37 protein-coding genes are annotated in these 25,568 nt (G+C 33.6%); 1 reads left to right on the forward strand and 36 read right to left on the reverse strand.

Translation table 11 applies throughout. The annotated features are described in order from the left end of the window. The 35 genes from Q4Q55_RS10650 to Q4Q55_RS05585 form a co-directional block, all read right to left on the reverse strand. A partial coding sequence (locus Q4Q55_RS10650) for a 2TM domain-containing protein (RefSeq protein ID WP_368660143.1) occupies positions 1-116 on the reverse strand: 116 nt, incomplete at its 3' end. Between the two features lie 136 nt (positions 117-252). After that, on the reverse strand, positions 253-924 hold the full coding sequence (locus Q4Q55_RS05425) for a diacylglycerol/polyprenol kinase family protein (RefSeq protein WP_303371809.1): 672 nt from the start codon (positions 922-924) through the stop codon (positions 253-255). Further along, complete coding sequence (locus Q4Q55_RS05430; RefSeq protein WP_303371810.1) at positions 921-2,042, reverse strand: tocopherol cyclase family protein; 1,122 nt, start codon at positions 2,040-2,042, stop codon at positions 921-923. The genes Q4Q55_RS05425 and Q4Q55_RS05430 overlap by 4 nt, the downstream gene beginning before the upstream one ends. A gap of 112 nt (positions 2,043-2,154) precedes the next feature. Then, a complete protein-coding gene (locus Q4Q55_RS05435) occupies positions 2,155-2,901 on the reverse strand; it encodes a hypothetical protein (protein WP_303371811.1) in 747 nt (248 codons plus the stop codon). 83 nt (positions 2,902-2,984) lie between these two features. Continuing rightward, positions 2,985-3,371, reverse strand: coding sequence for a NosD domain-containing protein (locus Q4Q55_RS10655; RefSeq protein WP_368660144.1), 387 nt, complete (start codon positions 3,369-3,371; stop codon positions 2,985-2,987). After that, on the reverse strand, positions 3,362-4,282 hold the full coding sequence (locus Q4Q55_RS05440) for a right-handed parallel beta-helix repeat-containing protein (protein ID WP_303371812.1): 921 nt from the start codon (positions 4,280-4,282) through the stop codon (positions 3,362-3,364). Before Q4Q55_RS05440 ends, Q4Q55_RS10655 begins: the two co-directional genes overlap by 10 nt. 201 nt (positions 4,283-4,483) lie before the next feature. Continuing rightward, positions 4,484-4,585, reverse strand: a complete 102-nt coding sequence (locus Q4Q55_RS05445) for a zinc-ribbon domain-containing protein (RefSeq protein WP_303371813.1) — start codon at positions 4,583-4,585, stop codon at positions 4,484-4,486. 8 nt (positions 4,586-4,593) lie between these two features. Further along, positions 4,594-5,022 (reverse strand): EamA family transporter, encoded by a 429-nt coding sequence (locus Q4Q55_RS05450; RefSeq protein ID WP_303371814.1) that lies wholly within the window; start codon positions 5,020-5,022, stop codon positions 4,594-4,596. Between the two features lie 44 nt (positions 5,023-5,066). Next, positions 5,067-5,693 carry a uracil phosphoribosyltransferase gene (gene upp / locus Q4Q55_RS05455; protein WP_303371815.1) on the reverse strand — a complete coding sequence of 209 codons (627 nt, stop codon included), beginning with the start codon at positions 5,691-5,693 and terminating at the stop codon, positions 5,067-5,069. Further along, positions 5,686-6,639: a uracil-xanthine permease family protein gene (locus tag Q4Q55_RS05460; RefSeq protein WP_303371816.1), complete on the reverse strand. Its 954-nt coding sequence runs from the start codon at positions 6,637-6,639 to the stop codon at positions 5,686-5,688. Before Q4Q55_RS05460 ends, upp begins: the two co-directional genes overlap by 8 nt. Continuing rightward, a complete protein-coding gene (locus Q4Q55_RS05465; RefSeq protein ID WP_303371817.1) occupies positions 6,578-6,964 on the reverse strand; it encodes a solute carrier family 23 protein in 387 nt (128 codons plus the stop codon). Before Q4Q55_RS05465 ends, Q4Q55_RS05460 begins: the two co-directional genes overlap by 62 nt. Positions 6,965-7,202: 238 nt before the next feature. Then, on the reverse strand, positions 7,203-8,915 hold the full coding sequence (locus Q4Q55_RS05470; RefSeq protein WP_303371818.1) for a cysteine peptidase family C39 domain-containing protein: 1,713 nt from the start codon (positions 8,913-8,915) through the stop codon (positions 7,203-7,205). 12 nt (positions 8,916-8,927) lie between these two features. Then, positions 8,928-9,725, reverse strand: coding sequence for an amidohydrolase family protein (locus Q4Q55_RS05475; RefSeq protein WP_303371819.1), 798 nt, complete (start codon positions 9,723-9,725; stop codon positions 8,928-8,930). Positions 9,726-10,065: 340 nt separating this feature from the next. After that, a complete protein-coding gene (locus Q4Q55_RS05480) occupies positions 10,066-10,701 on the reverse strand; it encodes an HPP family protein (protein WP_303371820.1) in 636 nt (211 codons plus the stop codon). Positions 10,702-10,718: 17 nt separating this feature from the next. Continuing rightward, positions 10,719-11,546: a 4Fe-4S binding protein gene (locus Q4Q55_RS05485; RefSeq protein ID WP_368660142.1), complete on the reverse strand. Its 828-nt coding sequence runs from the start codon at positions 11,544-11,546 to the stop codon at positions 10,719-10,721. A 41-nt stretch (positions 11,547-11,587) separates the two neighbouring features. Next, positions 11,588-12,520, reverse strand: coding sequence for a carbohydrate kinase family protein (locus Q4Q55_RS05490; RefSeq protein WP_303371822.1), 933 nt, complete (start codon positions 12,518-12,520; stop codon positions 11,588-11,590). 9 nt (positions 12,521-12,529) lie between these two features. Then, on the reverse strand, positions 12,530-13,420 hold the full coding sequence (locus Q4Q55_RS05495; protein WP_303371823.1) for a formylmethanofuran--tetrahydromethanopterin N-formyltransferase: 891 nt from the start codon (positions 13,418-13,420) through the stop codon (positions 12,530-12,532). Positions 13,421-13,440: 20 nt separating this feature from the next. Further along, positions 13,441-14,487 (reverse strand): hypothetical protein, encoded by a 1,047-nt coding sequence (locus Q4Q55_RS05500; RefSeq protein ID WP_303371824.1) that lies wholly within the window; start codon positions 14,485-14,487, stop codon positions 13,441-13,443. A 4-nt stretch (positions 14,488-14,491) separates the two neighbouring features. Continuing rightward, entirely contained in the window at positions 14,492-15,850 is a 1,359-nt protein-coding gene (locus Q4Q55_RS05505) for a 4Fe-4S binding protein (RefSeq protein WP_303371825.1), read from the reverse strand. Positions 15,851-15,855: 5 nt separating this feature from the next. Continuing rightward, positions 15,856-16,884: a 4Fe-4S binding protein gene (locus Q4Q55_RS05510; protein ID WP_303371826.1), complete on the reverse strand. Its 1,029-nt coding sequence runs from the start codon at positions 16,882-16,884 to the stop codon at positions 15,856-15,858. Beyond that, a complete protein-coding gene (locus tag Q4Q55_RS05515; RefSeq protein WP_303371827.1) occupies positions 16,885-18,009 on the reverse strand; it encodes a nickel-dependent hydrogenase large subunit in 1,125 nt (374 codons plus the stop codon). It abuts the gene before it with no gap. Beyond that, complete coding sequence (locus Q4Q55_RS05520) at positions 18,006-18,455, reverse strand: NADH-quinone oxidoreductase subunit B family protein (protein WP_303371828.1); 450 nt, start codon at positions 18,453-18,455, stop codon at positions 18,006-18,008. Before Q4Q55_RS05520 ends, Q4Q55_RS05515 begins: the two co-directional genes overlap by 4 nt. 26 nt (positions 18,456-18,481) lie before the next feature. Continuing rightward, on the reverse strand, positions 18,482-18,886 hold the full coding sequence (locus tag Q4Q55_RS05525; protein ID WP_303371829.1) for a DUF1959 family protein: 405 nt from the start codon (positions 18,884-18,886) through the stop codon (positions 18,482-18,484). A 10-nt stretch (positions 18,887-18,896) separates the two neighbouring features. Next, complete coding sequence (locus Q4Q55_RS05530; protein WP_303371830.1) at positions 18,897-19,199, reverse strand: energy-converting hydrogenase subunit EhaL family protein; 303 nt, start codon at positions 19,197-19,199, stop codon at positions 18,897-18,899. A gap of 8 nt (positions 19,200-19,207) precedes the next feature. Further along, positions 19,208-19,462, reverse strand: coding sequence for a hypothetical protein (locus Q4Q55_RS05535; protein WP_303371831.1), 255 nt, complete (start codon positions 19,460-19,462; stop codon positions 19,208-19,210). Then, complete coding sequence (locus Q4Q55_RS05540; RefSeq protein WP_303371832.1) at positions 19,459-20,331, reverse strand: respiratory chain complex I subunit 1 family protein; 873 nt, start codon at positions 20,329-20,331, stop codon at positions 19,459-19,461. The genes Q4Q55_RS05535 and Q4Q55_RS05540 overlap by 4 nt, the downstream gene beginning before the upstream one ends. 9 nt (positions 20,332-20,340) lie before the next feature. Further along, a complete protein-coding gene (locus Q4Q55_RS05545; protein WP_303371833.1) occupies positions 20,341-20,556 on the reverse strand; it encodes a DUF788 domain-containing protein in 216 nt (71 codons plus the stop codon). 8 nt (positions 20,557-20,564) lie between these two features. Next, positions 20,565-21,236 carry a hypothetical protein gene (locus tag Q4Q55_RS05550; protein ID WP_303371834.1) on the reverse strand — a complete coding sequence of 224 codons (672 nt, stop codon included), beginning with the start codon at positions 21,234-21,236 and terminating at the stop codon, positions 20,565-20,567. 9 nt (positions 21,237-21,245) lie between these two features. Next, complete coding sequence (locus Q4Q55_RS05555) at positions 21,246-21,941, reverse strand: EhaG family protein (RefSeq protein WP_303371835.1); 696 nt, start codon at positions 21,939-21,941, stop codon at positions 21,246-21,248. Next, on the reverse strand, positions 21,941-22,534 hold the full coding sequence (locus tag Q4Q55_RS05560; RefSeq protein WP_303371836.1) for an EhaF family protein: 594 nt from the start codon (positions 22,532-22,534) through the stop codon (positions 21,941-21,943). The genes Q4Q55_RS05555 and Q4Q55_RS05560 overlap by 1 nt, the downstream gene beginning before the upstream one ends. Beyond that, entirely contained in the window at positions 22,531-22,791 is a 261-nt protein-coding gene (locus Q4Q55_RS05565) for an EhaE family protein (RefSeq protein WP_303371837.1), read from the reverse strand. The genes Q4Q55_RS05560 and Q4Q55_RS05565 overlap by 4 nt, the downstream gene beginning before the upstream one ends. Beyond that, on the reverse strand, positions 22,784-23,050 hold the full coding sequence (locus Q4Q55_RS05570; protein ID WP_303371838.1) for an EhaD family protein: 267 nt from the start codon (positions 23,048-23,050) through the stop codon (positions 22,784-22,786). Before Q4Q55_RS05570 ends, Q4Q55_RS05565 begins: the two co-directional genes overlap by 8 nt. Positions 23,051-23,056: 6 nt before the next feature. After that, a complete protein-coding gene (locus tag Q4Q55_RS05575; protein ID WP_303371839.1) occupies positions 23,057-23,305 on the reverse strand; it encodes a DUF2109 domain-containing protein in 249 nt (82 codons plus the stop codon). Positions 23,306-23,309: 4 nt separating this feature from the next. Beyond that, positions 23,310-23,807, reverse strand: a complete 498-nt coding sequence (locus tag Q4Q55_RS05580) for a hypothetical protein (RefSeq protein WP_303371840.1) — start codon at positions 23,805-23,807, stop codon at positions 23,310-23,312. Continuing rightward, complete coding sequence (locus tag Q4Q55_RS05585; protein ID WP_303371841.1) at positions 23,804-24,190, reverse strand: energy-converting hydrogenase A subunit A EhaA; 387 nt, start codon at positions 24,188-24,190, stop codon at positions 23,804-23,806. The genes Q4Q55_RS05580 and Q4Q55_RS05585 overlap by 4 nt, the downstream gene beginning before the upstream one ends. A gap of 203 nt (positions 24,191-24,393) precedes the next feature. Between Q4Q55_RS05585 and Q4Q55_RS05590 the strand changes: the two genes are divergently transcribed. Beyond that, positions 24,394-25,203: a CPBP family intramembrane glutamic endopeptidase gene (locus Q4Q55_RS05590; RefSeq protein ID WP_303371842.1), complete on the forward strand. Its 810-nt coding sequence runs from the start codon at positions 24,394-24,396 to the stop codon at positions 25,201-25,203. 13 nt (positions 25,204-25,216) lie between these two features. On the opposite strand, the gene Q4Q55_RS05595 is transcribed toward Q4Q55_RS05590, so the two are convergent. Beyond that, on the reverse strand, positions 25,217-25,558 hold the full coding sequence (locus Q4Q55_RS05595) for a hypothetical protein (RefSeq protein WP_303371843.1): 342 nt from the start codon (positions 25,556-25,558) through the stop codon (positions 25,217-25,219). Between the last annotated feature and the right edge of the window lie 10 nt (positions 25,559-25,568).

A 25,568-nucleotide genomic window follows, 5' to 3' on the forward strand; every position in this document is an offset into this window, starting at 1 on the left:
AAAAATACTAAAGAGATTATGGCTATAATTGTATTTACAATCAGATATTTATATAGATTTTCTTGAAATTTTATTTTTGCATCTACTCTTTTTTCAGCTTCATAACGTAAATCCATTTGTATCACCAAATAACTATTCGTTAATTTTACTTAGTTAGAATCAATATAAATGGCTATTTGGCAATATATCTAAGATGCAAAAATAAGTAACTAAAATGCAAAAAGTAGTGATTAAAAATAAAAATTGAAGTAGCTATAATACAGCTACCAAATAATATAAAACTGAAGTTAATGCTGGAACTGTTAAATTGTCAATTCCACCATAACTGAATGCTTCACATATTGTTGCAACAGCGGAAATGAGTATAATATTAACTATATTGAATTCAGGCATATTATATCCGATTGATGTGAAAACCATCCATACAAACACGCTCATGACGGTTGTTACAACAAACATTGCAAGAGATCCCTCAACGGATTTTGTACTTCCGAAAATGGAAAATTTAACTTTACCAAATTTGATACCGATTAAAGCTGCAAATCCGTCACCATATACCAAAGGAACAATAGCCAATGCAACAATCCATATATAATTTCCGAATATGACTAATAATATTGTCCAAATTGCAGAATAGAAAAATAATCCAAGAGCATGGCCGGATTCAGTCATACTATTTTCTATTTTAATTGGAGAGTATTCGGTTAATAAAAAGGTTCCAATCGAAGCAGGCAATGTCAAACCAATAATCATAACCCACGGGTTTGAAAAGAAGGGCATTGCAAAAATCATATTGCCCACCATGATATGGAGGAATTTGCGTGAAAATTCCGGTCTGGACTTTAAAACCTTTTCAGCTATAATAAAGATTACAATAACATAAACATATACAATAATCAATGCAATGATATCAGTAAAAATCATTCTTTATCATACTCCCCGTATTCACAACCGGCATTTTCCATTTTTACATGGTCAATTAAAGTTCCATCTTTTTTGTATAGTTTGATTTCACCCCAGCCGTTTCCACCATTCCATAAACGGTTGTGTAATTTTTTACCATTTGGAGCTTCATAATTGAATAGCATCATCTCATCACGTTTGCAGTAAAGCACCAGCTCCATTTTTGAATTTTTATTGCTTGCATTTATTCTCCATGTATGGACTTCATCCCCTTCCTCAAAGTCAAAGTCGATTTTTACAAGGTTCCAGAATCTTGCAAAGTTATATTCATACATGGTTCCTTCATAATAAAATCCGATTAACAGTTTACGTGGAATGGATATACCAAATGCTTTTGGTTTTCCACCACCTGCTTCAAATGCAGAATTTTCTAATTTTTTACCGGTTATAAGACTGGTCAGGTTACATGATGAAATCCAAAGCCATGGTGAAGTGAAATCTCCTCCCCAGTTTTTATCGGCATATCCATAAGATTTTTCAGGAATCACTTCATATTCCTCACCATCAAACCAGATGGTTCCTTTATATTGTGTTTTAATTCCTTCAGCATGCCAGAACATTTCAAATGAATTTAATTTCCTGAATATTGAACTTGCACCATAACCCACATTAAAAGTGATTTGCTTATCAATATCCAAATCCCACATCATATCTCCAGCATCGCACATGTATTCAGGATGGTTACGGGCATCTTCTTCACTTACCCTTGCAAATCCGCTCATGTGAGTTTCGGTAAGACTGCAATCACCTACCTGAATATTCAATTCATCATCCGGACAATCGAAATATTTCATTGAGTAAAAATTATGAATCTGCTTTGGATTTTTACCCCATGTTCCCGCTTTAATCATACAATAAGAAGGTTTTTTACCTAAACGTTGATTTTCAGGGTCCTGACCTAAAACAGGTTCTTCTTCAGCCAATGCAGGGTTGCATGTGAAATATTCTATAAAAAAAGGTCTTGGTTCACCAGTTTTTTTATTATATGCAGTTAGGGAATGCCACCACCAATCATATCCCTTTTTGGCAAGTGGTCCTTTGAGCATATAATAATCTCTTTTCAAATCACTTTTATTCATATATTAATCCTCCAAAGGTAAGATAATATAAAATTTGTAAAAGATATATTAAATAATTTATTATGAAAATGGCTAAAAATAGAAAAAATAGAAAAAAAAATAAGAAGAAAAATTATCTTTTGGAATTCATTTCTTTAATGTCATCACGATAATAATAACCTATAGTCAATATTATCAGCAATACAATAAAGGTCATTCCAGTGACTCTAAAGAATTCATCTTCTTCAATAATAATCTGTTTTGCGACAGACTGAGATTGGGCGCTGTTTGCATCCCCGCTGCCACTGCTGGAAGCACTTTGTGCTGAAGCGGTAGTTTCTGTTTCATAACTTTGTGAAACATCATTTATAGGATTATTTGCGTTATTTCCAGGACTATTCTGTTGGCTATGGGTGCTGTTTCCAGTATTGTCACCTCCATTTTGTGAAGTGCCTGAGTTTCCAGATCCCCCATTGCCATTGCCCTCTCCATTACCGTTACCGTTACCGCCATCATATGCAATCCTGTTATTTATTTCTTCATCTTCAGAATCATATGGTATGTCAGGGTAATTGTAGCTTGGAGTTACGCCATTAGACGGATTTGATTTTGGAGCATTTCCATCATAAACATTTTCCCTTGAGGAATAATCTACAGTTGCCTTTACAATATCTCCATTGTTCGCATCTACTGTGAACACTCCTGATCCGCCACTAACTGTAACACTTAATGTTTTTCCATCATTTGTTGTGTAAGTTAATGTTCTGTCCGGAAGTAAACTTGCAAGGTTACCATTTGAGTCAACAAATGAAGCCTGGAATTGATTATCCCCAATTTGGGTAACTGTGAATTGAATCTTATTTGTATTGACCCTAGGCAAATTAAAGCCCTGTCAGAATACCAGTTATCGCCTATCTCCAGTTGTCCTCCGGTGTCATAATAATAGGTATCTTTAGCCTCAACCTAAACATGTCCGTTTTTAATAAGGGCATTATAGTTAATGTCCTGATTTTTCGGTTTCACATAATCGTCGTTGAATTTAATTCCCACATAAGCATTGTTTGATATCTCATTAGATTGAATTTTATTGTCTCCAATAGCAGTTAATGAAATGCCGCTTAATGTATTGGAAACTATACTATTTCCGTTGATATTGATATTATCGCCAGCTTTATAGATATAAACACCATTTTCTGTGTTTTTAGAAATGGCATTTGAACTTATGTAGATATTTTCAGATGTACCGTAATCAACGTTGTTTACTTTATCAGAAACATATATTCCGTTTTCACCGTTGCCCGAAATAGTATTTCCGTGAATGTATACTTTGCTGGAATTAGTCAGTACGATACCATTTTCGCCGTTTCAGAGATTTTATTGTAATAGATATAAACTAAATTGGAGTTTGAAATAACAATACCATTATTTGAGTTTTTAGCAATGTTATTTTTAGTGATATTGAGATATTTTGCTCCATTTGCAAAAATGCCATTTCCTTTAGTGGACATATCATTATCAATAACTGTAACATAATCAGAGCCGGAAATTGCAATTCCATTACCATTGCCCTGAATTTTAAAACCTTTTACAGTGGTTGATGAAGCATCTTTGCCTCTGATTGTAAATACCGGACTTGATGAACCTGATTTTAAGACAGTGCTGGAATTACTTACCAATGTTAAACGCTTTGTAATTAGAAGATTGATATTGGAATAGCTGGATCCTTTAAATAAAATGACATTTTTATCTTTTGCATTATCAATAATTTTTTGAATGTCAGTATTTGAAAGTCCTGCAGCTACAACACGAGTGTTTTTCATTGTTATTGTAGTTGTTTTTGAGGAGGCTTTGTATTTAGAATTTCCTAAAAATTTTGTTGTAAACTTGTAAGATCCGTCATTTAATTTAAGCTGAAGAGAAGCTACTCCATATTTATTTGTAGTTTTACTATAAGTACTTCCAGCAACTGTAAAAGTCACTTTAGTGTTTTTTAACACATTGCCTTTATCGTCAGAGAGTTTTATTTTAAAATAGTCATCAATCACGTCAAAAGTTGTGTTACTTTTAACATCTATCTGGGTTTTAATCTGAGAATTGGCCTTAATAACTGTTTGATTAGCATCACTAGCAGATAAAACATTATTATCTATTGCAGAACTTGAATCTTCAATTGTTGTGTTATCAATTTCCTGAGCCACACTGAAATTTAAACTTAATAGAACCAACACAAATAATACAACAATGAAAGCTTTTTTATTCATTTTTCACCTCCTTTGACATCGATAGTAAGAATTAATTATTGATAATTAACCTTATAATATTAATATATTATTTATTAATGTATATTATTGACTTTTTTAGGCTAAAAAATAGTATTTTTAAAAAATTATTATTAAAAATAAATTATTTTACAGAATAAGTAAATTAAAAAAATTAGTGAAAACAGGATATGAAACTGTTTACTAATAGTCATCATATTCATCAATACAGTAAACATCATATCCACAATTCGGGCAGTATTCCTCACCTTCTTCAACCCATGATCCACAAACAGGACACACCATAACATCACCTACAGATTAATCAAAATTAAGCCAAACATACAAACGATTATTCCTATAATCTGGTTTAGAGAAACATTTTCTCTATAAAGCAAATATCCAACAGCAATTAAAACACAAGCTAGACCTATATTTGCAACTACACTAGCCGTGCTAACACTCCAACCTGCACGATATACGAATACATAACCTACTTCAAGTCCAACGATAGCTATTGCCAAAATAATTGATGTCCAATTAATTTTGGAGATTTCAAATCCAACATTTGAGGGACCAACCGCATATATAAAAATAATCGCTGAAATTATTGCCGCTACAAGATATGTAATCATCAATGCTGCAAAGGGATTTACATCCGAAGGCATCGATTTCATGCAAATATTATAGAATGTATTAGATAGAATAACTATTAAAATCGGCCAGATTAAATTCCAATTCAAAATTTATCACCAAAAAAAGAAAGATTAAGTGAAGTTGAACTTCACTATTTTGTACCATATACTCTGTCACCTGCATCCCCCAAACCAGGGAGGATGTAAGCATTTTCATTCAATTCTCTGTCAACGGTTGCACAGAATATTTCAACGTCAGGATGGTCATCTTCAATTGTTTTAATTCCTTTTGGAGCTGCTACAATACATAGCAACTTAATTTTAGTAACACCATCCTGTTTTAATCTTGAAATGGTCGAAGATGCACTTCCACCGGTTGCAAGCATAGGGTCAACCACAAGAACTTCCCTCTTATCGATTCCATCGGGCATTTTGTAGTAGTATTCAACAGGCTCGAATGTTTCTTCGTTTCTGTAAAGTCCGATGTGGCCTATTTTTGCATTTGGAATGACATTCAATATTCCATCAACCATGCCCATTCCAGCCCTCAGGATTGGAACAACTGCATAATTATCTTCATTCAACATTCCAGTATCCATTTTTTCTAATGGAGTTTCAATTGTTGTTTCTTCTAATTTCGCATCCCTCATAGCTTCATACATCAGGATTGTTGATATTTCTGTAACTAATTCCCTAAACTCTTTAGTTCCAGTATTAATATCCCTTAAAATTGCAAGCTTATGAGTTATCAACGGATGATTCAATACAAACTCATTCATGGTTTTCCTCCGGTATGCAAAGATTTAAGATTACTCCAACAATAGCTGCAAGTGCCATTCCGGATATTGAAAGAGACAAATCACCTGAAACAACGGATAATGTTGCGCCACCCAAACCTAAAACAAGCATTGTTGCAGCCACAACAACGTTTTTGGTGTTGTTGAAATCAACTTGATTGTGGATTAATATTTTAAGACCGTTTACACAGATAAATCCATATAACAATACAGAAATACCTCCTAAAACAGGTGCTGGAATTGCAGTTAATTGACCTGAAAATGCAAATATAATTGCCACAATCGCTGCAAGACCAATTACATAAGTTGAAGCAACACGGGTCATACCTACAACTGAAGTGTTTTCACCGTAAGTTGTATTTGCAGGACCTCCTAATAATGCTGCAACAAATGTTGCAAGACCGTCACCAAGCAATGTCCTTTGAAGACCCGGATCTTCAATTAAATCACGGCCTATGATTTCACTTAATACCTTGTGGTCACCGACATGCTCAACCATTGTCACTAAAGCAATTGGAACAATTGTTAGAACCGCTGCAAAGTTTAAATTATAATGCATGAACGGCATGTAAAATTTAGGGATTTCAATAACATTAGCAGTTAGAGCTTGTGAAAAATCAACCATACCCAATGCGGCCGCTGCGATATATCCTACAATAATACCAATTAAAAATGGAATAACCTGTATGATTCCTTTTCCACGAACGGCAATAATTGCAGTTGTTAAGAATGCTATAAATGCAACTACCAGATTTTGCCAAGGAATAACAGCTAAATCCAAACCAATTTCCTGAATAGCAGTTGGAGCAAGAGACAAACCAATAACCATAATCATTGGCCCAACAACTACAGGAGGCAGTAATTTGTTAATCCAACCGGGACCTGAAACACGAATTATCAGTGAAATAATCACATAAACAATACCCACTATCATTAATGCTGTAAATACACTTCCAGTACCCCCCAATTGCATAACCTGCAATCATAGGAGCAATGAATGCAAATGAACTTCCCAGATATACCGGGCTTCTATTACGAGTACAAATCAAATAGATTAATGTACCTATACCAGATGAAACCAATGCCACCGGGATTGATAAAATATCTGCACCTGCAGTTGTGTTCACTACGATAGGGACTAAAATTGTAGCTCCAAACATTGCACATACATGCTGAATAGCAAGTAAAAGCCAACGAAGTGCAGGTGGTTTTTCACCAGTGCCAAGTAGCATATTACTATTTTCTTCCACCATATTTATCACAAAAAGTCAATATTTATCTCAAATTATTAAAAGAAAATCCAAATTATTTCAAAAATTTTATTGAATAATTTAATAAATAAACTAAATTAATCTAAATATTTTAAAATATATCCTATAATATCCAATTAACAATTTTTGATTAATACTATATATCTGAATAAAATTATAAAATACTTTCCAATTATTTGTGAAGAAACAATCGAATTTAAAAAAAAAGTAAAAAGAAACCTCAATCAATTTGAGGAATTCTTTCATTAGTGTTTGACCTAGTCCATTTACCCATATTTGAATAAAACTTGTTGATTTTAGTTTTAGTAGCTGCACTTAGTGAATATTTGAGTTTAACGATTAAACTAGAAGTATCATAATTATTGAAACGATTATACATGTAGTTTACTGTCAACCATTTTGTTGGAATGGCATGACTTCCGGTGTTATAGTCCCCTGAAGGATTTCCCACTAAAACTTTTTTGCCGTCCTTGCTTATATCCAAAATACAGACATAGTGATACCAAGTATGGAACACTAAAGCACAACCGCCTTTCTTGAGTGCATTTAAAGCAGTTGTCCATGAACTTTTATAGAAATAGCTGCATTTCATATTATATTTTTCCAATGCTGCCTTTAAACCACTGGTACTTGAACCGTAATTAGGATCAGTGCCCGCCATCTTAGATAGTTGCCATTCATTTACATAGTTCCTTAAAACTTGACTGCACATACTGCAGGAAGTTGGACCGCAAGTATAACCTGTGTCCTGAACATCCCTCACTTCTGAGTAGGTGTAGGCTTTTCCTTTCAAGTCCGCAGTAATCTGACCCGGCCAATACTTATAGGTATTTTTGAGAACGACTTTGGTATTGATTTCCCTTTCAATTACATTCCATTTTTCTCTTTTGATAATATGATTTATGTAAGGCTCTGATTTGGATTTGAATACTGTATATTTTGTCAATTTGTTATTTAAATATAAACAATAACTATCTCTTTTGATTACTTCATGATATTGTGCTTTTAAAAGAGTGTATTTTGCATTTCCATCCGCCATCACATAATTTCCAACCAGATAATCAATATCCGGAACGCCGTTTTTTTGTGGAACATTATTTATAAACAGATTGAGAGCACTGCCTTTAACACCAGTGACGTTCTTGGATTTGCTTGCGCCAGCTATATTATTTGTTCCTGCAAATGATACGCTAACTGAGTATGTTCGTGTACCTGCTTTAGGTTTAATGATTACATATCCTTCGGAATTTGTAGCCTTATTGAACGTTTTACTTCCTATTTTGATTGTTAAAGTCTTGCCTGAAATCACATTCGAATATGAGCTTTTCAGATAGGCCCTAAGGTATCCGTTTGTAAGCAATTTATCATTTACAATAACAATGCTGACAGTTCTCGGAACAACAACATTGAATGTTTTTGAAACTGCAGTGTAATCCTTATTACCATTAAATGAGACAGTAATAGGATAAGTTCCAACATCTTTTGTTATTGTAAGAGTCGCAAGTCCTTTTGAATTTGTAGTCGCTTTAAAATTAGTTTTATCCAACTTGAATATTACAGTAACATTTTTAACGGGAGCATTGTTTTTGTCTTTTAGATAAATCTGGAAATTTTTCCCCTTGATAACCATGTTACTGACCGAAGTAATCTGTGTATCAAGTTTTACAGTTTTATTGGAAACAGAATAAGCATCCTGATTAGAATCCTTACTGATGATGCTATCCTCTGAAACCTTTAAGTTTGACTCATTATTTGAATCTGACATATAATTAACAGATTCCACCTTATTTAAATCATTGTCAACAGACATCACAGAGTCATCCACATGATTTGCCTGCAAATCTGTAGAGTTAACATCATTAGCGGAAACAATAGCAATGCTAAATAAAGCTAAAAATAAACAGATTAAAGTAAATTTAGTTTTCGAATTCATTTTTTCACCAGATTATTTAATTCCAAGCAATTTTGCGGAATTTTCATATAATATCATATTTTCTTCTTCCTCAGACAAACCTATCCTATGGAAAAGTTCCATTTCGCTTTCTGATTCCCACATAGGATAATCAGTTCCCCATAGAACTTTATCAACACCATACGCATAAATCAATTCTTTTGCCTTTTCGGAAGACAATTCATAAAGGCTAGAACTTAAATCAACAAAAAGATTTGGAGTTCCGGCAAGTTTTTCTGTTGCTTCTTCCCATACGCTCCAACCGGCAAAATGGGCTCCAATAACAGTCATATCAGGAAATTTATCTAAAAATGGTTTGAGTTGATCAGGATTAGAATAGTTATATCTATAATCACCACAATGAATTAAAACAGGGACGTTTCCATTATTTATAACTTCCCCCATTTTAAATGCCTTTTCATCATTTAAGGCAAATCTTTGAAAGTCCGGATGAAGTTTAACTCCTTTAAGACCTAAACTAAGCAGATAATCGAAGTCTGATTGGATATCATCACTATCCGGATGAAGAGTTCCAAAACCTGTAAAAAGATTAGGGTGCTCTTTAACAACATCACTAATGAATTCATTTATTGATTTTACCTGTTTTGGAGTTGTAGCTACAGAATGAACCAGATAATGAACAACACCGACTTTATCTCCATCCTCTAAAAGATTATCAACCACACCAGTTAAAGACATGTTCAAATCATAAAAATCCCGAATTCCTTTAACTGCTTTTGAAGCAATTTTTTCAGGATAAATATGACAATGTGAATTTATTACCTTTTGCATATTTAATATACCGCCTTTAAACAAAAATTATATTAATATTCATATTAAGTCTTTAATCATTAATAAAAATAATGTGTAAAAACTGAATTAAAAAAAATATTTAGGAGATTATAATTAATCAATGCCCTTTTTCCAGTTAATGCATTAGTTTTAGTGTTATGTAAACATTGATTAATTTTCCTAAAGATAATATATCGTGCTAGAAGTGCATTTAAACTCTAATAGAATATCTGTTTACAATTCACAATTCATATAAGTTATGGAAAAGTTTTCACCAAGCGTTATCCTTGGATGGGGTTATGCGTGAATCGTATGCCAGATTCCAATGAGAAAAAACCAATTATCTTCTTGCTTTTCCAACACGACGAGCAATAACCATCTCACCAACTGAGATTAAACCTGCAAAGAATTTTTCTAAACCTCCAGTGGCCCAAATAGCTTCTCCAAATGTGGAATCCATAATATTAGCTTCATATTCCTCAGGTGAAATCTTTTTGCCTGTTGTCTTTTTGGACACCAATGCAGATGCAGCCATCAATTCTTCCCAGGTCACGCCTTTTAATTGGTTTTGCATTGCCTTGTATAATTTCTCAACTTTAATATCATATAAATCGGACAATAATTCTACGATATCACAGGCTCTGACCATTCCGATTACCTGATTATTGTCATTTACAACCGGAACTGTGACAAATTTGTTATTTGCTGTTAAAATAACTGCTTTTCTTGCAGGATCATTTTCATGAACAGTGGCAATATCTTCATAATCACTCATTATTTCAGATATTTTTTCATTGCCTTCCCTTAATCCTCTAGTAATGTCGAAAGATGTTATCCATCCTACCAATTGTTTATTGTCATTTACAACCGGACAGGTGAAACGTCTTATTTCTTCCATTACTTTTGAAACTTCAACAACACTATCTTCACAGTTTAAATATACAAATTCTTTATCCATTAACTCTTTTGCTCTCATAAACAAAACCCCATTTTTTAATTAATTTCAATGCGTTTTATTGCTCCCACAGGACAATGACTAGTACATTTCACACAACGTATACATTTATCCTCATCAAGAACAACTTCACCATCGATTAACTCTATAGCCCCTGTCGGGCAATTCTCTTCACATAAATAACAATTTACGCAAGCATCATGATTGACATCAATAGCCCTTCCGTGAACAATAGGTCCTATATACCTATCCAATTCAATTGCATTGTCATTTAGAGAAATTTCAACACAAGCACCACATCCAATGCACATATTTTCATTAACATACGGATATAATTCATCTTCAATTAGTTCTATACCTAAATCCATATTTAAATCATCAAAGAACTCTTTGAATTCAAGAGTGAATGCATTTGTTGGACATAAATTAGCACAATCATCCCAATTATTATCAACTGAATAATCAATTGAAATATTATTCATCCTAACTACTCTATGAGGAATGCTGACATTACTCAAATTATACTCAATAATGTCCAATTCTTCCTCATGGTCATAAATAACTGAATTGTTGATTAATTTAATGGCTGAAATCGGGCAAGTCTGTACACAGATTTCACATTTAACACATTTATCAGTTATTTTAGCTATTCTAAAAATATTAGCTGGTTCGATTGCATTAACTGGACATGCTTCAACACAGGTATTACATCTTACACATTTAGGTGCAACAGCGATGATTTCTTCTTCAGCGCTAAAGTCATCTAGTTCGAATTGGAAATCATCCCCATCATCATCTAATTCAACAGATTTCAAAAGAACTTCACGTTCCAAATTTTTCATCTGTTTAATAAAAGATACATTCATATTATTACCAACTAACTAATTTATTTTTAAATATATGTTATTTAAAAGAATTCCTCCAATTCTTTTGCAGTAGGAAATTTATCCATTCCAAAACCCTGGATAGCTTTGCTTGCCACCCAGTTTCCAATTTTGCAAGACTGCTCAAGGCCATATCCTTTTAAAAAGGAGTATAAAAATCCGCTGTTGAAACTGTCACCGGCACCGGTAGTGTCAACAGCATCACATTCAAATGCTTCGACAAAACATTCTTCAGAATTGCTTATGGCAAAAGCACCCTTTGAACCTTGCTTTACAACAATGGTATTAATTCCCAAGTCTAAAAGACTTACAGTTAATTCTTTTAAATCAGCATCATCATTATTACACAATAATCTTAATTCGGATTCATTGATAAGTAGAATATCAGTTCTCTCGAGGATTGGTTTTATCTCTTCAAATCCCTTTTCAACATATAACATTCCCGGATCAAAACTTAGCAGAGTTTCCTTGCTGAGTTTTTCCAAAAGTTCTATTTGGGTATTGAAAGAATCTCCTACAAATGAAGTGTAATGCATGATTTTACATCTCATGATGTTTAACGGATTTATTTCGCCGATTTTAATGTCATCATTAACACCAGGAGATATATAAAGACATCTTTCACCATCATTATCAACAAATCCTATGCATTTTCCTGTGGATCCTGTTTCTGAATATATCAGGTTATTCGTATAGACGCCATTAATGGCGAGATTATATTCTATTAAATCCCCGTCATCATCTTCCGCTATTTTTCCGATGATTGATGTTGAACAGCCTAAACGTGCCAATCCCACAATGGTGTTAGCTGCAGAGCCTCCAGGAGTATCAGTTTCACCTGTGATGAAACTTTCTTCATCATGTGAAACGATTTTATCTACAGAGTACAGCTTATCCACGTTTAAAGCTCCGAATCCTATTATTTCCGCATTAAGATCATTATCATAAATTTCCATTTTAAAACCTTACTTTAAAATATCTAATAAATTTATATTTTTATCTCCAAGTTTACCATCAAAATTACCTGCAGAGATTTTAATTACTCCATCAAATTCTAAAGCAGCATCAATTCCCGCTTTAATAGCTTTATTCATTGATTCCTCATCGATTGCATTAACAACAACTTCAGGAATGTAATTGACACCTTCAGGAACTTTAGATTCATCGCCCAAAGATTCCTTTAAAGAAGGGCAGTAAACATGATTTGTTGTCGGCCCGATTTCTGGGAAATTAGTTTCCGGTTTTGAAGCTGCAGAACATATCTCAAACGGTGCTGTGGCTCCATCAACATCCATTATTGCATCTATTATAGCATCTCCGGCTTTTAAAACTGCTCCTGGAGTTGAACATAAATACCAAAAGTTTCCACCCATTATCCCATCATTTATTTTAAATTTTTCTTCAATTTGAAAATCAGGAACTGCAATCGGAACATTAATCATTTTTCTTCCGTACTTTTCAACAGTCCATTCATATCCGTCTCCGCAGTGACCTACAATGTCCATCATTTCAATATATTCACCGCAGTCTGAGTTAGAATAATCAAATATACGTGTAAATGGTTTGACTAAAACATCCTGCCTTAATCTATAGGACAATTCAAATGCAAATTTATCTACATCATCCCCGCCTAGCCAGTACTGTACAACTGCACCGTATCTTCCATCAGGAGTTTGACTTTCATCCAAAAACCCTTCGACTCCTCCTTCAACTCTCCCAATCACAGCACTGGGAGTGGAGGTTGAATCATACGCTGCTCTTTTAACAATTTCCTTGGTAGGTCCGGTAATTAATGCTCTTACATATTTGCCATTAAAAGCTTCAAAGAATGTGTCTTCAACTTTTTCATAATCCATTTTATTACCTTCCGTTAGATTTAACCTAATCCTCCAATATCCTGACCTCGAATGTTATTTCTCATGTGTTTACTTGCTTTCAGGATATCTCCAAAGTTATTTTCATTAACAATTTTGATTAAAGGATACTTTTCATCCTTAAAGACATCAAAAAATTTATTTTTGATATCCGAATCAACATCATATTCATTTAATAATTCATTTAAATTACTGGAGACGTTATACTCCTCAATGAATTTTAAAACATTATTCTTATTTGTATTAGAATAAATATTCGCTATGACACAAGTTGTTATGGCACTAGGTGACACTATAGCTATTTCTGCAACTTTCAGAGGATATTCATTTCCATTAAATGAAATACTGATTCCATTATTGTTTCTTGCAAATTCCAACGGTTCAACATCAGTAATACTGTCCCCAATGTACAATATCTCATCCACATTAATGCCATCCCTTTTGATTATTTCGTCGATAGCTAACTTTTTGCCTTGACCTCCAACAACATCAATTTCTTTAATTATGTCATAAATTCCCATTTTTTGAATTTCAGAAAAGAAAATATTGTCAAATAACTCATAGTCATCCGGATTTTCTAAAATTTCCTGTTTGAACTCATTGATTTTTTCAATTTCTTCATCATTTAATACTAAAGCATCCACATCCACTTTTGTATAAAATGTATTTTCGAAGGGGAAATCCATATAATTTGAAAGTGCTTCAATATACTGGCCATAACTGGTACTAACTATATAAGTATTCATAGCTTCCTTCAAGTAACTTAAAAGGAATTTTGAATCATTGACTGCATAAATATTATTCTGAGAAAAATCAATTAAATCAGCATTTTTAATATTTTCACAAACAAAGAAGGGCAGAATTAATTTTAACGTATTACCCGCTTTATAATTATCCCTCTTAACTATATCAACCAAATAATCATCATATAAACTAAGAATCTTGAATAGTTCACCACCATTTTCTATAAAATGTGCCGATAATTCGAAGGCATTGTCATTTAAAGTTAGTGGACCTTCACAATCTGTAATAAATGATTTTTCAAACATTCAATCACCTGAAGTTAACGATTCTTATTGCCGCTAAAGGACAAATCGCTTCACATTGTCTGCAGTAAATACATTTTTCACTATCAAATTCGATTTTATCATCATTTAATGTTAAAGCTTCAGTTGGACAATTTTTTACGCAAATCGCACATGCCTGACATTTATTTTCTGAAAGTGAGAAATCACCTAATCTCTGATTGTGCAAGTAAGACCTTGCATAGTACAAATCAGTGTCTTTACTGTAGAAATAATCATCATAAGCCCCAATAGCATCAAATTTACATTGCTCAACACATTTTCCGCAGTATATGCAGTTATCTTTGATTTGAATTGGATTTGGACCGTTTAGTTCTATCGCTCCAACAGGACACACATTAAAACAATCCCCGCAAGCAATGCATTTATTTTCATAAACTTCAATGTTTCTGTCCATCAAATAGGATCCAAACAATTTTGAAAATTTATCCACCTTTATACTGGAATCCAAACTAACCTCCAATTCCCTTTCCATTAAATCATTAACTTTGTATTCTATGAAATTTTCGAAATTCTGGTCATTGAATTCCAAAGCTATTGATTTTCCTACTTTTTCAAGGACTTTATTTAGACTAATCAAATCCAAAGACAATCTTTTCATGTCATAATCTATAATTCCGGATACAATATCAAATGATTTGATTTCACTATACATTTTATAGGCTTTTTTACGTGATGAATACTTAATCGCAGTTGAAGGACATGAATGCATACATTCCTCACATCTTGCGCAATATCCTGGATTTATATATGGCAGCTTATTGGTTCTGGCCACATTTATTGCACCCATAGACGGACAAACTCTGGTACAGGTCATACAGCCAATACATTTATCCTGATTAACAACAATAGCTTTACCTCCTTTAACAGTTTTAGGAAGTAACTGACCATATTTAATCGCATCAGTAGGACACACTCTGAAACAATATCCGCAACGAATACATGTATCCTTATCAATTTCACTATGAGGCTCCTGTTTTCCGTCAGCCACAATATGAATGGAACCATTCTTACAAGCTTGAACACAAGCCCCACATGCTTTGCATAGCTTTACATTGATGTTTGGAACATTTTCTTTTAAAGGAGGATCCATTTTTACATCAAGAGAAATTGCATCAAATGGGCAAGCATTACGGCACAATACACAACCAAAGCAAGTGTTTTTTATTTTGACAAGACCATCATCATCATCCATAAATATTGCATCAATTGGACATAATGTGAGACAAGGTTTATCACTGCACTGCGCACATTTTGTCTGATCAATAACATAATCGACATCAACATGTCTTAATGGTCTTGGTGTTTTAGTATAACTATCAATCATAACGCTCACTCCATAACAATATCCTCATTTAAATTAGATGCCTTTACAGTAGTGTGAATAATTTCATCACCTTCGAGGGAGAATTTGGCAATGAAATATTTGATTACTGAAAACGGACAAGTTTGGTAACAAATACTACAACGTAAACACTTATCTTTATCCCTTACAATTGAATCTTCATCCTTATCAAAAGTAATACAGCCAGTAGGGCATTCAGGAACACAAAGTTGACATTTTTCACATTTAGATGAATCCCAATCAATAATTCTAATCTTAAGCCTATTGACCGCATTAGTAATGATTTCCAATGAAATTTCCTCATCAGGAATGATTTTCAATGCGTCATCCCATATTCCTGAAAGTGGAACTTCATATTGTAAAAGGCCATTTTGATCTAAAGACCTTAAATCCTCTTCCTTATCATTAATATACTCTTCAAGGTAGTTTACAGTCAAAAGAATTAAATCTTTTTGATCTTGCAAATTCTCGACAAATACTCCTTTCATTGCCCCATTAACTGGACAAACACCTAAACATTCTCCGCAAGAAATACATTTTAGCTGATTTACTTGAAGTTTATCATTAATGATTTCTATTGCATCCACAGGACATTTTTTCATGCATTTTTTACATTTTATGCATAAATAATCATCAACAATGTATTGCCTTTTTGAAGGAATAATGTTGAATTCAGGTAAGATTAAATGATTCAAACCACATTCTAAAGTTTTAGGGTCAGTTGGACAAACTTCTGCACAGAATCCGCAACGAATACATGCACCTGGATTGATGACAGGATAAGTTAAACCTTCGCTTTGTTCATCATCCTTTTCCCTAATAATTTTAATGGCATTTGGTGAAGGACATGAAACAGTACATGCTCCACAACCGATACAATACTCTTTATTGACTTTGGGAAAATCTCTAAATCTTTCCGGTTTTTCTGCAATTTCAGGATTGGTCTTTGCATTTGCAAATGCATCTGTCCATGCCTTTCTTGCAAAATCGAAAATATACCACATTAATGAAGACATTTAGATTACCTCGTAAAAGTCTTTTATATCAGTTTTTCCATGTTCATTGGTTATGGCAACTCTTTCTGCACAGGCTACACAAGGGTCGCAGGATGCATATGTAGATACAGCATCAGCAACTGTAGGAACATCACGAATCATATATTTTGCACAGGAGTCCATGTTTGCAATACTTGGAGTTCTAATTGAAATATTCTTGATTAGACTGCCATTAGTTTCAATCATATATGTAACTTCACCGCGAGGAGCTTCGTTTCTACGCATTGCATAACCTGATTTTAAATCAACAGGAGTTCTGATTTCGCCTTCAGGAATATTTTCAATAGCTTGCCTAATTAAACTAATAGATTCCGGAATCTCATCAAATCTGGTTAAAGTCCTTGCGTAATTATCACCTTCACTTCTTCTAATCACTTTAAAGTCGAAATAATCATCATAAGTGTAATGGCCATTTCTCAAGTCCTCTTTTATTCCGGAAGCCCTTCCAATCGGACCTACTGCACGGCCTTTAATGGCTTCTTTTTTAGTCATTACACCAATTCCCTTACATCTCAAAGCAAGAGCAGGACCTTCAGCAAATAATGCACGAATCCTTTCGAAATTTTCTTCAATCTTATCAAGATTCTCCAAAATCGGTTTGAAATGGCGTTCGTCAGCATCCATCCTAACACCGCCAACTACGTTCCAACCCATATTAACCCTGTTTCCAGTTAATAATTCAATTGAATCCATTGCATATTCTCTTTGTTCTAAAACATGCATGAACAATGTTTCATGGTCCATTGACTTGAAAAATGTGGAATTCGCAAGAAAATGGCTTTGAATTCTATCCAGTTCATTTGTAATAACCCTTAGGAATTGAGCTCTTACAGGCACATCAACATCAGAAATTTGCTCGATAGTTTCTGCAAAGGTTTGTGTATGCTCATATGAACAGATTCCACAGACTCTTTCAGATAAATAGATTCCTTTTTGCCAGGTTTGACCTTCAATTATTTTTTCGATTCCCCTATGAACATAACCGTATTCAATTTCAGCCTTAACAACTCTTTCACCTTCAGTTTGGAGTTTAAGCCTAATTGGCTCTTTTAAAGCAGGATGAATCGGACCAATAGGTACTATCATTTACTCTCCCTCCCTCTATCAGCAATAGCTTGTGGACCAACTGCCAGAATCGCCTCTAAGATTTCGCTAGGTCTAGGCGGACACCCCGGAATGGCTGCAGCAACTGGAATGAAATCAGAAGCAGGCGCATGCACATGCCCACCTTCCTGAGCAAAAACATCTCCAGACTGAGGACAATTTCCTACTGCCACTGCTATTTTTGGTTCAGGAGCTTTATCATATATTCTCTTTAAGTTATTGACCCATTGCTCTGTTACAGCACCAGTCAACAATAGAACATCAGCTTCACGAGGATTATTGTGAACATAAATACCGTATTGCTCTAAATCGTATCTTGGAGATAATAATGCAACACATTCAACATCACATCCATTACATCCTCCACAATTTACGATGCAAACATGAATCGAGCTTTTTCTCACAGCATCCCTTATAGCATCTAACATTGTACTCCCTCTTTATTTTAATAATTTTATAAACTTGATTTAAATTCTGCTTCTTTTTTTAATAATTTAAATAATTCTAATTGACCTTCTTTTAATGCATCCTCATAAGATTTACCGTTTTTAATTTCATTTATCAATTTCATCTTTAACTTTTTACCGTCTTCCTTAGAGATTACTTCCAAAGTACCGCTAAACCAGCATAATCTCAAATCAGCATTTAATTTTTGATAAAGACAAATGTCTTCGGCAGACTTAAATGTTCCATGCATGGCATTTAAAGAATCCATATCCAACAAATCAAAGAAAACATCTTCCAACTCATCAACAGTACAGTTAAATTCTTCAGAAAGTGGAACGACAATATCTCTTTGCCACGCATAACTTTTTATAATTCTCTTCTGCATCAATCTTAATTTAGCATCATCATCCATTCAAACCACATCATACTGTTAATTTCAATACCACATACACAATTATTGCAATTATTAAACCTATGGCAGTTTCTCTTCTACCATATCCAGGTCGTTCACCCATTACAAAACCACCTAGGAGAAAACCGATTGCAGACAAAATAACATTACCAGAATTGAATGCTAAAAACCATCCGAAAACTGCAATCACAAGTGCTATTATATTAACATCAGTTACTGCAACAAATGGTTCACCATGTTGTTTATAACTATAAAGTAAACCCAAAATGGATCCAACAGCAAATGCAAGCAAATAAATCATATAATCTAACATAATATCCCCTACATTGGTTTATAAAGTAATATGAATGAGCAAATAATTGCCAAAAATGTTATAACAAAACATATTTTTTCTATACTTTCGATTTTATGTGAAAAGTTGCCTCTGGCCAAGAATACAAATATGGCCAAAATTATTCCAATAATTACTATCGGCAAGAGAATAGTTGAATGCAAAAATGTTGCCAATAATCCAACAACTATTATTCCAATAGCAACCAGCAAAGTCAAATAAACAATTACATCCTCACTATTCATGCTACCACTCCAGTAAATATCATTATAATTGTTCCAAAGAAGCATATTGCACCTATAGTAATTTGAGTCATTACAGAATGATTTGGACTTAGTATTGGTGTTGTAGCATTAATAAATCCTGTGATGAATGTAATCACAATCATTCCAATTAAATATCCGACTGCAGTTAATGGACCAAAGAATATTGTTAAAAATACCCAAAGCATCACATACCATGCAACAGACTCGGAAAACAGCATGAATCCTCTTAGGAATCCGAAATGTTCTGTTTCAAATCCGGAAATTAATACTTTATCTTTTGTAATTGCAAACGGAGAGTATGGTGATTTTGTAATAATTAACATGAAAAACATTAAAGCTGCAAGTGGAATTGAAAAGACCAACGGACCATGAACGGATTGGTAAGTGATAATCTCTCCAATATTCATTGTACCGGTTACCATATAAACGAACACGATAGCAACAAATAAAGGCAGTTCAGATGCCGCTGAAAGTACTGCCCTTACACAACTTAATTTGCCGTACGGTGAACCTGAACTTGATCCTGAGTTGTGCTCTACAATTTTGTAGACTGCATAAACACCAAATAAAATTAATAAGGAATCATGAGCTACAGGACCTGCAATAACCCCAACAATCCAAACTAATGCCAATATAAATACGATACCAATATAAAATACCTTTGAAACAGTTTTTGGAATTGCAGTCTCTTTAAAGAAAAATTTCAAAGAGTGTATCAGATGCTGGACTATAGGTGGTCCCGGACGTTTTTGAACACGGGCCATGATTTTTCTATGCAATCCCAGAAGCAGGCTTCCTGCCAGAAATGCAATAATAACATTGATTAAAATATCTGCCATTAAATTCATAATACCACCCTAATACCCAGTAAATGGTTCTTTCACCCTTTCTTCTGCATCTTCAGGTTTTGGTCTTGCCATTGTTAATAATCCCAAAGACATAATCCATAATGGAATACCAAATATGGCTACAGCATAAACAATCCATGCTTCCAAGTCTATAACCAGACAAGCAAGAATGGCTATTGTTGATAATGCCAATAATATAACATAAATACTTTTTTGACTATCCATACTACCATCTACCACAATACCAATAATAATATTTCAACAGCTCTTACAATAATAAACAATGAACTTAAGTGAATAATAACTATGAATGGAGAACCTGCTGTTCTAAACATTTCTGCTTTGCTTGCGAAAAATGGTGCTACTCCACTTTCACCCAAAATACCTATTAACATCAATACTGCTCCAAATACGACCATTGGACTTGCAGGCATTTGGGACAATACTGCCAAACTTAAAGTTCCTGTGGATGCAAGAATTATTGCCGCCCCTCCAAATAATGGCAAACTACACATCATAGCTATTAAACCATAATTGAATGCAGAATTTAACACACTAGTCTGCTTTACAGCGGAAACAATACCTATATTTAAAATACCTACAAGTGCCATGAACAATGTAAAGTTGAATAAATCTCCAGTAATCATTGCACCAGCAGATGCTATACCACAAAGTACTGATAGAAATCTTCTCTGTTTGAATTCTTTCGGACCTACATTTACTTTAGTATTGTTTAAATAATGCAATGTAGCTTCTATTTGAGTTTCAGGTTTACTTAAAGCAATCAAAGCAGTAAACCCAAGTAAAACTGCAAAAAGGAACAAATTAAATGGTGTGAGGTATAATACAATATCTCCAAGTGGAATTGTTCCAAGTAAATTTCCTCCAAGTGTAACAAAATCCATAACCATCACCTACTCCTTATCAATGTCCTCTCTCATAAGCAGACCAATCAGACCTACTTTTGAAGCTACTTTTAATAATAATCCACATGCTGCTAAGAATAAGCTCAATAGCCAATATTGAGGAGTTACGAAGAATAATAAAAATCCGATTATCCATAAACACCATGCTATTCCAGAAACTCCGGCAATACCATCCAATATCAATACAGGAAGTCCTCTTGCTTTTTTAGACAATGCATATAAAACTATTCCTCCACCTGCTACTGCCCCTCCAGTAAAACCGGTTAAGAAAATTCCATAACCAATAAGCACTAATGCGATGAAATTAGGTGCAGTAGTCATGATTTCCATATTCAGAGAAAATGCTTGCGGAAACATTGAAGATGATTTAGTTAAATTTCTTCTTGGATTTTGTTCTATTTTACGCATTTCTCTTGTAATCAGGATTTCAGAAATAGCTAACGTTTCAGCCAGCTCCACAACCAGACCAGGTAAAATCAAAGCTTCTGCCAAGTCAGTTCCAACTGCAGAGACAACAAATATCATTGCAAGTCCAACCAAATCTGTTAAGATAAGGATGTGGATTTCCTCTTTTTTCATTGCTATTGCCATTGCCCCTATAAATCCAACAATTAACCCAGCATAAATTGCCGGCAGATACATGTTTAGGAATTCAACAGGAACATAAGGAGGCATGAATACCATCAGTTATCCCTCCTTAATTGTTTTGATCTGGCTTTTGCATCACTAATCTTAACTTCATTAGCAACTTGAGTAGATTCATTTATAGCTTTTTTAACATCTTCTTTTATCTCTTTTCCATCATTTTTCCTATTCATTGTATAATTAATAGATAACCATGAAGCAATGATGAATGACATCATCAGAATACTGGACTCCAGAATTGTATCGAAACCTCTAGTGTAATATAAAATTTCATCTATTAACCCACCAGGAGATGAATAAATCGAAGTGCCGAAGTATGGGGAAATTGATGATATCCATTGAGCCAATGGAGACATATATCCTGTTATCATACCCAATTCAGCTGCATTATCAGGATATTGAGGATTAATTATTCCAGGTTCCACTAAAACTTCACCGCCCCGCTCATAAGGGGCAAGAGCCAATCCTTCATCTGCTTGGACTTGAGGAGCTGGCCTTACATATAATTGATCTGGATTTAATGCCATCGGCACAATAAGACCAACAATTAAAATTATACCCAAACTAAATGCAAAAAGACGAGGAATATTCTTTGGATCAGCCAGTTTATTCCATAAAACTCCAATTCTCATACATCTGCCCCCATCTCTTCTAAACGAATAATAGCTCTAAATAATATTAATGTAATAATCACAGTAGTTGCAAGTAAAGTCAATAAAGCTAAAACATGATTATAACATAATAACACCAAACATACACCTATGGATGCGACTTCGGCATTGAATGTTCTAACAATAGGGTCATTAACACCAGGCCCCCATGCAGTAGCAATACTTCCGATAATTGCTAAGAAAATACCAAAGTAAAAGAATATTTGAACCTCAATCATGCAATTCACCACTTTTTACCTTGTTTTTTCTAATTTCATTGATTTTGACAATAGCTAAAATGAATACTAATGTTGATAATGGATCAACTAATGCTGCAAACAATGCAACATCAAGATATTTGAATAAGACAACAACCAATACAAATCCTGCATCAAGGATAGAAAACATTATAACTTTATCTAAAGGTTTTTTGAGAAATATTATTCCAAATGCACCTATAACCATTAAAGCTATTGCAATTATTGATACAAATTCCATTTTGTCTCACTCCAATAGTATTTCATCATCTAGCTTATTCAATGTATATGCAATTGCATTAGCACTGATTGTAGAACAAATAAAGAATGCTGCAGCAACTACAAGGGCAAAAGGAGTATTGATTACCAAAGCAATAATGGCAGAAACTCCAAAACCAATAACATTCAAATATAATAATCTTTCAGCCCTATTTTGAGTTATCAAAGCTCTTAATGCTACAAAAATGACGATAATTCCAATAATTTCAACATACATCTAATCACTCCTTTGCATGCCTATTGAGTTTTTGAGCTATCTTTCCCAAAATTATAGATGCTCTAACTTGATCAATTCCCTGAATGGTCAAAATTGCAATAACCATTCCTACAATAAACATTTCAGGAGTTAAACCAACAAATGAACAAACAAAGACAATCATTGTTGCAGTTAAACTTCCAACAGTTCCAGCATATCCTGGATCAGCACATAACCTGTTTCCAATAAATACTAAAAATGCAGCTATTATCCCCCCAGGAATTCCCAAAAGGAAATATCCGATTGAAGCTAATAATGTACCTGCGGATGCGTCAGGAGAACATAAGATATTACCCTGGAAAAATCCACCTGCAATGTCTCCACCTCTTTTTTTGACATTTTCCCCAACAATCCTTGCACCTTTAACACCGGGTTGTTCAGGAAGTCCGAAATAAGTATCCACAATTACAAAATTCAGCCAACATAGAATAGCAGCAATTACAATTCCAATAATTTCGTTCATTGCATCTCCTCCCCAACATCATCATCCAAAGGCTTTGGAAATACAAAATCGAACAAATACTTTACGAATAATGCGGACAGGACACCTATGGCTGCCGCCAATACCAATCCGTTATAGATAAAAGTATAGTTCAAAACTAGAAATATTGAAAAAATACCAATAGCTATTATTGGAGTCGGATATAATGCACTTACATCAAAAGAATACCTATATGGTTTGCTAGGCAATAATGGGACTCTTAAAATTAATGCCATTACAATTGAAACTACCATAGTTACAATATAAGCCAATAAAACATCAGACAAACTGAGAGTTATGTTGCCAAGCCCATAAACATTGCCGTATGAAGCAAAAAATATGGTATCAAACACCAAATCAAACATATTATTAGACTCCTCTTAAGCAATAAATATACATATAAAAGTATATAAATATTGTTACTTAAAAATAATTATAACATTTCTAATATTATTTTAATAAACAGTTTACTACCCTATAAGAGTTAAATTCTTTTTAACTTTAATTTAAATTAAAAAACTTAAAAAAAATACTGTTAATCGAATAACGGGAAAAAGAGGATTAGTATATGGACAAACAAGTGAAAAATTTTAATACCCGGCTGAGAACAATCAAACTTAGGGAACTTATTATAGGAGTTCTGATTGCGTTAATACTAACCGGAGTATTAATGGTAATTTTCCCTATTATCGAAACAAACGATGATTTATTAATGATAGTATTTTTAATTCTGATTTTGATATTCTTCATTTGGTGTTTAAAAGGCACAGAAGGGTTAAGCGCAAATCTTGAAAATCTGCTTTTAAAGGATACGAAAAATGAGATATTATATGTGTTTGCACTAAACATTATTTTTGCATACATTTTTTTATTTTCCATTGTCGTTTTAGACGCGATTATTGGAATAAGTGACCCCACATGGGTAAGTATAATCGATATTGACTCAGTATCATTAACTCCAACTGCATTCCTATACACTGCAATATCCTCAATAATTTTTGCACCGGTATTGGAAGAGTTGATATTTAGAGGAGTTATATTCAACAGGCTAAAAATCAGAACCGGATTCATACCAGCCATGCTGATTTCTTCGTTTTTATTTGCAATTGGCCATGATTTCGGAGGTATAATCAGTGCATTCCTATTTGGAATGTGCATGTGCATTTTGTACATGAAAACAGACAATATTCTGGTTCCCATGAGTGTTCACTTTATAAATAATGCCGTTGCAACGGTTCTTGAAATAACCCCTATCGATTCGATTTTAACTTCATTCCCATGGATAATTTTATTAGGCATAGCTATTTTTATTGCAACACTATTGCTGATGAAATATATTCTAACAGAAACAAGAACATTAAATAATGCACTGAAATAAAAAAAGAGTTAATTTAGTGGAATCCACATCCACTACATGTTTCACATTTTTCTTCTTCTAAAGGATTATAATGCTTATCCTCTTGTAAGGTTGCTGAGATAAAATACTGATCAAATTCATCCTTACTTTTTAAAACCGGAGAAAGACCTTTAAAATCACATTTTATATCTCCAGTCCCACCAATATCAACCAAAATTGGTTCACCTAATTTAAATCTTTTGAAATATGCTTCAACATCATTGATTAGAGAACCTGGAACTCTGAAATTAAAAGATAAAATATTATTCTCTTTCATTTTTAATCCAACATATTTCTGGTCTATTTCATAATTTAAACCTAATTGTTTTTTGAAAATGACGTTAGTA

This window comes from Methanobrevibacter sp. (assembly GCF_030539555.1).
GTDB lineage: Archaea > Methanobacteriota > Methanobacteria > Methanobacteriales > Methanobacteriaceae > Methanocatella.